Here is an 8463-nt window from a genome sequence, read left to right as displayed (position 1 = left end):
GGCGACCCCGGCGACCAGCGCCGCCGCCGTCGGGTCCTCGGTCACCGAGCTCAGCTGCGCAGCCGGGTCGACCAGGGCGGCCAGCCGCAGGTGCGCGTCGGCGAACGCCGCCGCCTGCCGGTCGCGCAGCACCGCCACCCGGGCACGGGCCGCCGCGAGGGTCTCCAGGTGCGCCCCGAGCCGGCCGACGACCGTGGTGACCGCCTCGTGCACCCCGGCGGCCACCTGCCGGGTCGCCCCGACCTCGGCGGCCGCCGCCGCGGAGTCGGCGCCCAGCCACCCCGGTGCCCGTGCCGCCGGGCCGGCGAGGTGGGCCTCCACCACGCCCAGCACGAACCCGGCGGCGGCCAGGCCGTCGACCACGGCGGCGAGGGCGCGCAGGTCGCCGTCGGGGTCGGGCAGCGGGACCGGCGGCGGGAGCACGGTGCTCACCGGGCGAGGACCTCCCCCCGGGGGGCGAGCAGCGAGCCGTCGAGGCCGGCCCAGTCGTCGGCGACCGCGGCGACCGTGCCGCCCAGCCACTGCAGTTCCTCGGCCAGGTACGCGCCGGCGACCGACAGTGCGCCGGTGAGCGCGGGCAGGGCGGTCTGCATCGGCCCGCCGACCGCGGCGTCGGACAGGTGGCCGGCGACCTGGGCCGCGGTGTCGCCGCACGAGCGCAGGACGGCGGCCAGGGCGTAGAGCTCCCCGGGCGGCACCTGGATGGTCACGGTGGCAGTGTGCGGCGGCCGGCGACGGACCGGGCGGGTTGTCCACAGGCCGGTTCGTCGTCCCCAGGCGGTCGCGGTGGCGGCCCCGCCCACCGCGCGGGCCACCTACAGTTCCGCCGGTGAGCAGGCTGCGCACCGGGTCCGACGAGGGGTCCAGCCTGCCCTTCGTGCTGGTCTGCTGGCTGGTCGCGGCCCTGATGGCCTTCGGGGCGATCGCCGCCTCCGACGCCTTCCTGGAGCAGCAGCGGGTGCAGTCGGTCTGCGACGGCGCCGCGCTGGCCGCCGCGAACCAGACCGGCGGCGGGGCCGTCTACTCCCGCGGGGTCGCCGGGTACCTGCCGCTGGACCAGGCCTCGGCCGAGGTGGCCGTCGCCGACCAGCTCGCCGACGGCGGCACCAGGCTCGATGCCTGGTCGGTCACCGTCGACGGGGTCGAGGCCACGGTCACCTGCACCCGGGCGGTGCCCATCGCCTTCGGCTGGCTCTTCCTCGGCGGGCAGCTCCTGGAGCGCACCGCGGTGGCCAGCGCCCGCGCGCCGACCGCCTGAGGGGGCGGTCCGGCCCCGGTACGACGACGGCCCCCGACCGGTGGTCGGGGGCCGTCGCACCAGGCGTGGCGGGTGAAGGATTCGAACCTTCGTAGGCTAAGCCGACGGATTTACAGTCCGCTCCCATTGGCCACTCGGGCAACCCGCCGTGTGCTGTGGTGCCCGACGAGCGTACAAGACCGGCGACACCGCCCCACCGGGTGGCTCGCCGAGGAGGAGGAGAACCGACATGGCAGACGCGTCCTTCGACGTCGTGAGCAAGGTCGACCGCCAGGAGGTCGACAACGCGCTGAACCAGGCCGGCAAGGAGCTGTCCCAGCGGTTCGACTTCCGGGGCACCAACGCCGGCATCGTGTGGGCGGGCGAGGAGGGGGTCACCCTGACCGCCGACACCGAGGAGCGGGTGACCGCCGCGTTGGAGGTGTTCAAGGAGAAGCTGGTCAAGCGCGGGATCTCCATGAAGGCCCTGGACGCCGGCGAGCCGCAGGCCTCGGGCAAGGCCTACAAGATTTCCGCGACCATCCAGCAGGGCATCGCCTCGGACAAGGCCAAGCAGATCGCCAAGACCATCCGCGACGAGGGCCCCAAGGGCGTGCAGGCGCAGATCCAGGGCGACCAGCTGCGGGTCAGCGGCAAGAAGCGCGACGACCTGCAGGCGGTCCAGCAGTTGCTCAAGAGCAAGGACTTCGAGATCGCCCTGCAGTTCGACAACTACCGCTGAGGCATCACCGCTGCCCGGGCTCCCGGGCCAGCTGCTCCAGCCGGGCGATCCGCTCGGCCATCGGGGGGTGGGTGGCGAACATCGACGCCATGCCCGCCCCCCGGAAGGGGTTGGCGATCATCAGGTGGCTCTGGCTGACCAGCCGCTGCTCCTGGGGCAGCGGGCGGGCGGCCACCCCGCGCTCCAGCTTGCGCAGCGCCGAGGCCAGGGCCAGCGGGTCCTGGGACAGCTGCGCACCCGAGGCGTCGGCCTGGTACTCCCGGCTGCGGCTGACGGCCATCTGCACCAGGCCCGCGGCCAGCGGACCGAGCAGCACCAGCAGCAGCCCGCCGAGGGCGTTGCCGCCACCGCGGTCGTCGCGGCCGCCGAACATGGACGAGAACATCGTCATCTGCGCGACGAAGGTGATGGCCGTGGCCATCGCGCCGGCCACCGAGCTGATCAGGATGTCCCGGTTGTAGACGTGCGAGAGCTCGTGCGCCAGCACCCCGCGCAGCTCGCGACGGTCCAGCAGCTCGAGGATGCCCTGGGTGCAGCACACCGCCGCGTTGCGCGGGTTGCGGCCGGTGGCGAACGCGTTGGGCTGGTCGGTGGGGCTGACGTACAGCCGCGGCATGGGCTGGCGCGCCTCGGTCGCCAGCTCGCGGACGATCGCGTAGATCTGCGGGGCCTGGGTCTCGGTGACCGGGAAGGCGCGCATCGACCGCAGCGCCAGCTTGTCGCTGTTGTAGTACGCGTAGCCGTTGATGCCCAGCGCGATCAGCAGCGCGATCACCAGGCCACCCCGCCCGCCCAGCAGCGCACCGATCGCCAGGATGATCCCGGCCATCAGGCCCAGCAGCAGGGCGGTCCTGAGACCGTTGTTCCAGCGGTGCACGCCCGGACAACGCGGTGGGCCGAGGTGCCGTTCCCGGGGGCCCGACGCGGTCCGAGGTTTGCCGGGGCGAGCGGTGAGCAACTGTGAGGGCCATGAGCACCGACACGGACACCGGTGAGCACGAGCGCGTCGGATCCCTGAGCGCCGACGACCTGAACCGGGCGTCGGGCCGGAGCACCCGCGACCTGGTGACCCAGGTCGCCGCAGCGCAGCCGACCGCCGTGGCGTCGGTCGTCGACGCCCTGACCGGCCCGGACGCCCACGGCCGCGAGGTGACCCAGCTGCTGCAGCTGGTGGTGCACACGGCCAAGGCCGTCGTCGCCGACTGCGACGCCGCCGGGGTCACCGTCGTCCAGGAGGGCACACCCTTCACCTCGGCGTGGACCGACGAGCGGACCCTGGCCGTCGACCGGGACCAGTACGACGTCGGCGACGGCCCGTGCCTGCACGCCGTCCGCACCGAGTCCTGCGTACGGGTCACCGTCTCCGAGGCCGGCGAGCTGTGGCCGGACTTCACCCGCGCCGCCACCGCCGACGGCGTGCAGGCATTCCTGGCCTGCCCGCTGGTGGTCGACGGCACCCGGTTCGGCGCGCTCAACCTCTACAGCCGTTCCCTCGACGGGTTCAGCGACCACGACGAGGCGGTGGCCACCCTGATCAGCCGGGTCGCCAGCGGCCTGGTGGCCGGCCAGCTGCGCCAGCACCGGTCGGCCACCCTCATCTCCCAGCTCGAGGAGGCCATCGCCTCGCGCGCGGTGATCGAGCAGGCCAAGGGCGCGATCGCCGTCGTCCGGCAGGTCTCCCCCGACGACGCCTTCGGCATCCTGCGCACCGTCAGCCAGGAGACCAACGTCAAGCTGCGCGAGGTGGCGGCCCGGACCCTGCGGGAGTTCGGCGCCGTCCTGGCCTGACCTGCGCGGGTGAGGGCACCCTGTGTGGTCGCTCACCCTGCCCTCCCGACGGCCCGGCCGACCGCCGTGGGAACGTAACCTCGGCCGGTGGAGGTACTTCCCTGATGACTGGCACCACCTCGCAGACCCCCGAGACCCCTCTGGGGACCCAGGCCTCGGCGCCCGGCGGTCTCGTCAAGGACGTCGTGACGCTGGACCGCGTCGTCATCCGCCTGGCCGGCGACTCCGGTGACGGCATGCAGCTGACCGGCAACCGCTTCACCAGCGAGACCGCGTCGTTGGGCAACGACGTGTCGACCCTGCCGAACTTCCCCGCCGAGATCCGGGCGCCCACGGGGACCCTGCCCGGCGTCTCCAGCTTCCAGCTGCACTTCGCCGACCACGACATCATGACCCCCGGGGACGCCCCCGACGTGCTGGTCGCGATGAACCCGGCGGCGTTGAAGGCCAACCTGGCCGACCTGCCCGGCGGCGGGCTGCTGATCGTCGACTCCGACGAGTTCACCGCGCGCAACCTGGCCAAGGTGGGCTACGCGGCCAACCCGCTCGAGGACGGGTCGCTGGAGGGCTGGCAGCTGGTCAGCGTCCCGCTGACCTCGATGACCACCGACGCGCTCGCCGACTCCGGGCTGGGCAAGAAGGAGGCCGAGCGCAGCAAGAACATGTTCACCCTCGGCCTGCTGTCGTGGATGTACCACCGGCCGACCGAGGGCACCATCCGTTTCCTGGAGCGCCAGTTCCGGAAGAAGCCCGAGATCGCCGCGGCCAACATCGCCGCGTTCCGGGCCGGCTTCAACTACGGCGAGACCACCGAGGCGTTCGCGGTCTCCTACGAGATCAAGCCCGCCCCGATGGCGCCGGGCACCTACCGCAACATCTCGGGGAACCAGGCACTGGCCTACGGGCTGGTGGCCGCGGGCGTCCGGTCCGGGCTGCCGGTGTTCCTGGGCGCCTACCCGATCACCCCCGCGTCGGACGTGCTGCACGAGCTGAGCAAGCACAAGGCCTTCGGCGTGCGGACCTACCAGGCCGAGGACGAGATCGCCGGCATCGGTGCCGCCCTGGGCGCCAGCTTCGGCGGCGCGCTGGGCGTGACCACCACCTCCGGTCCGGGGGTGGCGCTGAAGTCCGAGACCGTGGGGCTGGCGGTGATGACCGAGCTGCCGCTGGTCATCGTCGACGTGCAGCGCGGCGGTCCCTCGACCGGGCTGCCCACCAAGACCGAGCAGTCGGACCTGCTGCAGGCGATGTTCGGCCGCAACGGCGAGGCGCCGGTGCCGGTCGTGGCGCCCCGCTCACCGGCGGACTGCTTCGACGCAGCACTGGAGGCCGCGCGCATCGCGCTCACCTACCGCACCCCGGTCTTCCTGCTGTCCGACGGCTACCTGGCCAATGGCGCCGAGCCGTGGTCGGTCCCCGACTCCGGGTCGCTGCCCGACCTGCGCGTGGAGTTCGCCACCGAGCCCAACGGCACCGACGCCGCCGGGGACCCGGTGTTCCTGCCCTACCTGCGCGACCCCGAGACCCTGGCCCGTCCGTGGGCGGTGCCCGGCACGAAGGCCCTGCAGCACCGCATCGGCGGGCTGGAGAAGGCCGACGGCACCGGCAACATCTCCTACGACCCGGCCAACCACGACCACATGACCCGCATGCGGCAGGCGAAGGTCGACGGCATCGCCGCCTCCCTGCCGCCCACCGAGGTCGACGACCCCGACGGCGACGCGACCGTGCTGGTCATCGGCTGGGGCTCCACCTACGGGCCGATCGGTGCCGCCTGCCGGCGGATCCGCCGCTCGGGCCGGTCGATCGCGCAGGTCCACCTGCGCCACGTCAACCCGCTGCCGGCCGACCTCGGCGAGATCATCCGCTCCTACGACCGCGTGGTCTGCCCGGAGATGAACCTCGGCCAGCTCTCCCTGCTGCTGCGCGCCGAGTACCTGGTCGACGTGCAGAGCCACACCCAGGTGCGCGGGCTGCCCTTCCGGGCCGCCGAGCTCGCTGCGGTCCTGCAGGGCGTCATCGACAGCACCAGCACCAGCACCAGCGCCCCGACCACAGCATCGGAGGTCACCCCGTGACCACCTCGCCCATCGACGAGCACGTCCACGAGCTGGGCATGCCGGCCTACGACCAGCGGATCGCCGACGCGGTGGCCCGCTCGGTCGACCTGGGCGGCGACAAGCAGACCCAGCTCAAGGCCAAGGACCTCAAGACCGACCAGGAGGTCCGCTGGTGCCCCGGTTGCGGGGACTACGTGATCCTCAACGCCGTCCAGTCCTTCCTGCCCAGCCTGGGCATCGCGCGCGAGGACATGGTCATCGTGTCCGGCATCGGGTGCTCCAGCCGGTTCCCGTACTACATGAACACCTACGGGATGCACTCCATCCACGGCCGCGCCCCGGCGATCGCCACCGGGCTGGCCGCCTCGCGGCCCGACCTGTCGGTGTGGGTGGTCACCGGGGACGGCGATGCGCTCTCCATCGGGGGCAACCACCTGATCCACACGCTGCGGCGCAACGTGGACCTGACGATCCTGCTGTTCAACAACCGGATCTACGGCCTCACCAAGGGCCAGTACTCCCCCACCTCCGAGCTGGGCAAGATCACCAAGAGCACCCCGATGGGGTCGCTGGACCACCCGTTCAACCCGGTCAGCCTCGCCCTGGGCGCAGACGCCACCTTCGTCGGCCGGGCGATGGACTCCGACCGCAAGGGCCTCACCGACGTGCTGCGGCAGGCCGCCGAGCACCGCGGCACCGCGCTGGTGGAGATCTACCAGAACTGCAACATCTTCAACGACGGCGCCTTCGAGCTGCTCAAGGACCCGCTCACCGGCACCCAGTGGTCGATCCCGCTGGTGCACGGGGAGAAGATCGTGTTCGGCCCGGACGGCGCATCCTGCGTGGTCGCCGACGGCTGGGGTGGGCTGCGGGTCGCCGAGACCCACTCCGTCGACGAGGCCGACATCGTGGTGCACGACGCGCACCGCGACGACCCGGCCTACGCCTTCGCGCTGTCGCGGCTGTCCCACCAGGACCTGCGCTACACCCCGATGGGCGTGTTCCGCTCGGTCACCAAGCCCACCTACGACGCGATGATGACCGACCAGCTCGCCGAGGCCCGCTCGGGCGGGGCCGGTGACCTCGACGCCCTGCTGCACGGGTCGGACACCTGGACGGTCGACTGACCTTGCGCAGCCGCCCCGCCCGGCGCACAGTGTCTCTGTGACCATGGGGCACACCTATTTCCGGGCGGGGCGCCGGCCATGAGCGCTGCGGTGGACGACGCCGTCGGCACCGGGGCCACCACGGCGACGGGCCGCCTGATCGAGGACGTCGTCCTCGGGGCCCGGATCGGCGCGATGCGTGCCGGGGGCTACGCGCTGGCGCTGCGCGGGGACCGGGTGGCCCGGTTGCTGCACAAGCCGTGGCGGCTGGACCCGTACCCGGTCTACGCCGAGCTGCGGGCCGCCCAGCGGGCCGGCGGCGCCGTGCGCAGCCGCACCGGGCTGAGCGCGGTGGCCACCCACGCCTCCGTCGAGGCGGTGCTGCGCGACCGCCGGCTCGGGGTGCGCCTGTCCGACGGGCGGAGCAGGCTCGGCGAGGGCGATGGCCCCTCGCTGATGGAACCGGTCGACCTGTCGCTGCTGACCGTCGACCCGCCCGACCACACCCGGTTGCGCCGGCTGGCCCAGCCGGCCTTCGCCCCGCGGCGGCTGGCGCACTACCGCGAGGTCGCCGAGCAGGTGACCGGCGAGCTGCTGGACTCCGCCCTCGCCCGCGGCGGGCCGTTCGACCTCGTCGCCGAGCTCGCCTCCCCGCTGCCGATCAGGGTCATCTCGGCGCTGCTGGACGTCCCCGACGTCGACAGCGGTCGATTCGCCCGGTGGGGCCTGGCGCTGGGGTCGTCGCTGGACGGCGTCCGGTCCCCGGCCCACGTGCGGGAGCTGACCAACGCGACGGCAGACCTGCGCGCACTGTTCGCGCAGCTGCTGGAGCAGCGCCGGCGGCACCCCGGGGAGGACGTCATCTCCACCCTGGCCGGGGCGGTCGAGGGCGGCACGGCCACGCCCGACGAGGTGCTCGCCCTGGCGCAGTTGCTGCTGGTCGCCGGGTTCGAGACCACCACCAACCTGGTCGGCAACGCCGTGCAGGCGATGCACCGCACCCCCGGGCAGTGGGCGGCGCTGGCGGCGGACCCGTCGCGGGCCGCCGCCGCGGTCGAGGAGACGCTGCGGTTCGACCCGCCGGTCCAGCTCACCGCCCGGTTCGCGCACACCGACGTCGAGGTCGGCGACCTGCGGCTGCGCCGCGACAGCGGCGTCCTGGTGCTGCTGGCCAGCGCCAACCGCGACCCCGAGGTGCACCCCGACCCCGACCGGTTCGACCTGCACCGCGAGCAGACGGTGCCCCACCTGGCCTTCTCCGGGGGCGCGCACTACTGCCTGGGGGCGCCGCTGGCCCGGCTCGAGGGCGAGGTGGCGCTGCGGTTGCTGGCCGAGCGCGCACCGCGGCTGCGACCGGCCGGGGACCCGGTGCCGCGGGTGGCCACGGTGCTGCGCGGCCCGCTGCACCCGCCCGTCACGGCCTGACGCCGGGCGGCACCCAGCACATCGGTCAGCGCGGCGAGGGCGGTGTTCAGCTCGTCCCGTGCCGGGGCGGCCCAGCCGACCACCAGCCCCGCCCGGGGGTCGGAC

General features: G+C 73.6%; 9 protein-coding genes and 1 tRNA gene. 6 read left to right on the top strand and 4 right to left on the bottom strand.

Going from position 1 to position 8463, the window contains the following annotated elements; genetic code table 11:
* Both NH342_RS20665 and NH342_RS20660 read right to left on the bottom strand, forming a co-directional pair.
* On the bottom strand, positions 1 to 432 hold a 432-nt coding region (locus NH342_RS20665), incomplete at its 3' end, for a hypothetical protein (protein ID WP_253017866.1).
* Complete coding sequence (locus NH342_RS20660; RefSeq protein ID WP_253017865.1) at positions 429 to 710, bottom strand: hypothetical protein; 282 nt, start codon at positions 708 to 710, stop codon at positions 429 to 431. The genes NH342_RS20660 and NH342_RS20665, both read right to left, overlap by 4 nt.
* A gap of 119 nt (positions 711 to 829) precedes the next feature.
* Between NH342_RS20660 and NH342_RS20655 the strand changes: the two genes are divergently transcribed.
* Entirely contained in the window at positions 830 to 1258 is a 429-nt protein-coding gene (locus NH342_RS20655; RefSeq protein ID WP_253017863.1) for a pilus assembly protein TadG-related protein, read from the top strand.
* Between the two features lie 66 nt (positions 1259 to 1324).
* Here the strand turns inward: NH342_RS20655 and NH342_RS20650 are convergent.
* A tRNA-Tyr gene (locus tag NH342_RS20650) sits at positions 1325 to 1406 on the bottom strand.
* An 81-nt stretch (positions 1407 to 1487) separates the two neighbouring features.
* Between NH342_RS20650 and NH342_RS20645 the strand changes: the two genes are divergently transcribed.
* Positions 1488 to 1979 (top strand): YajQ family cyclic di-GMP-binding protein, encoded by a 492-nt coding sequence (locus NH342_RS20645; protein WP_253017850.1) that lies wholly within the window; start codon positions 1488 to 1490, stop codon positions 1977 to 1979.
* Between the two features lie 4 nt (positions 1980 to 1983).
* On the opposite strand, the gene htpX is transcribed toward NH342_RS20645, so the two are convergent.
* Positions 1984 to 2856, bottom strand: a complete 873-nt coding sequence (gene htpX / locus NH342_RS20640; RefSeq protein ID WP_253017848.1) for a zinc metalloprotease HtpX — start codon at positions 2854 to 2856, stop codon at positions 1984 to 1986.
* 92 nt (positions 2857 to 2948) lie between these two features.
* On the opposite strand from htpX, the gene NH342_RS20635 reads away from it, so the two are divergent.
* From NH342_RS20635 to NH342_RS20620, 4 genes are all read left to right on the top strand, one after another.
* Positions 2949 to 3767, top strand: a complete 819-nt coding sequence (locus NH342_RS20635; RefSeq protein ID WP_253017846.1) for a GAF and ANTAR domain-containing protein — start codon at positions 2949 to 2951, stop codon at positions 3765 to 3767.
* Between the two features lie 104 nt (positions 3768 to 3871).
* A complete protein-coding gene (locus tag NH342_RS20630; RefSeq protein ID WP_253017844.1) occupies positions 3872 to 5845 on the top strand; it encodes a 2-oxoacid:acceptor oxidoreductase subunit alpha in 1974 nt (657 codons plus the stop codon).
* The gene (locus NH342_RS20625) at positions 5842 to 6954 is read left to right on the top strand and encodes a 2-oxoacid:ferredoxin oxidoreductase subunit beta (RefSeq protein WP_253017842.1); all 1113 of its coding nucleotides are present in this window, start codon (positions 5842 to 5844) and stop codon (positions 6952 to 6954) included. The genes NH342_RS20630 and NH342_RS20625 overlap by 4 nt, the downstream gene beginning before the upstream one ends.
* Positions 6955 to 7032: 78 nt before the next feature.
* Positions 7033 to 8358: a cytochrome P450 gene (locus NH342_RS20620; protein WP_253017840.1), complete on the top strand. Its 1326-nt coding sequence runs from the start codon at positions 7033 to 7035 to the stop codon at positions 8356 to 8358.
* Positions 8359 to 8463 lie beyond the last annotated feature (105 nt).

It is taken from the genome of Klenkia sp. PcliD-1-E, assembly GCF_024124375.1.
Classification (GTDB): domain Bacteria; phylum Actinomycetota; class Actinomycetes; order Mycobacteriales; family Geodermatophilaceae; genus Klenkia.
This window is presented reverse-complemented; position numbering and strand designations above follow the sequence as displayed.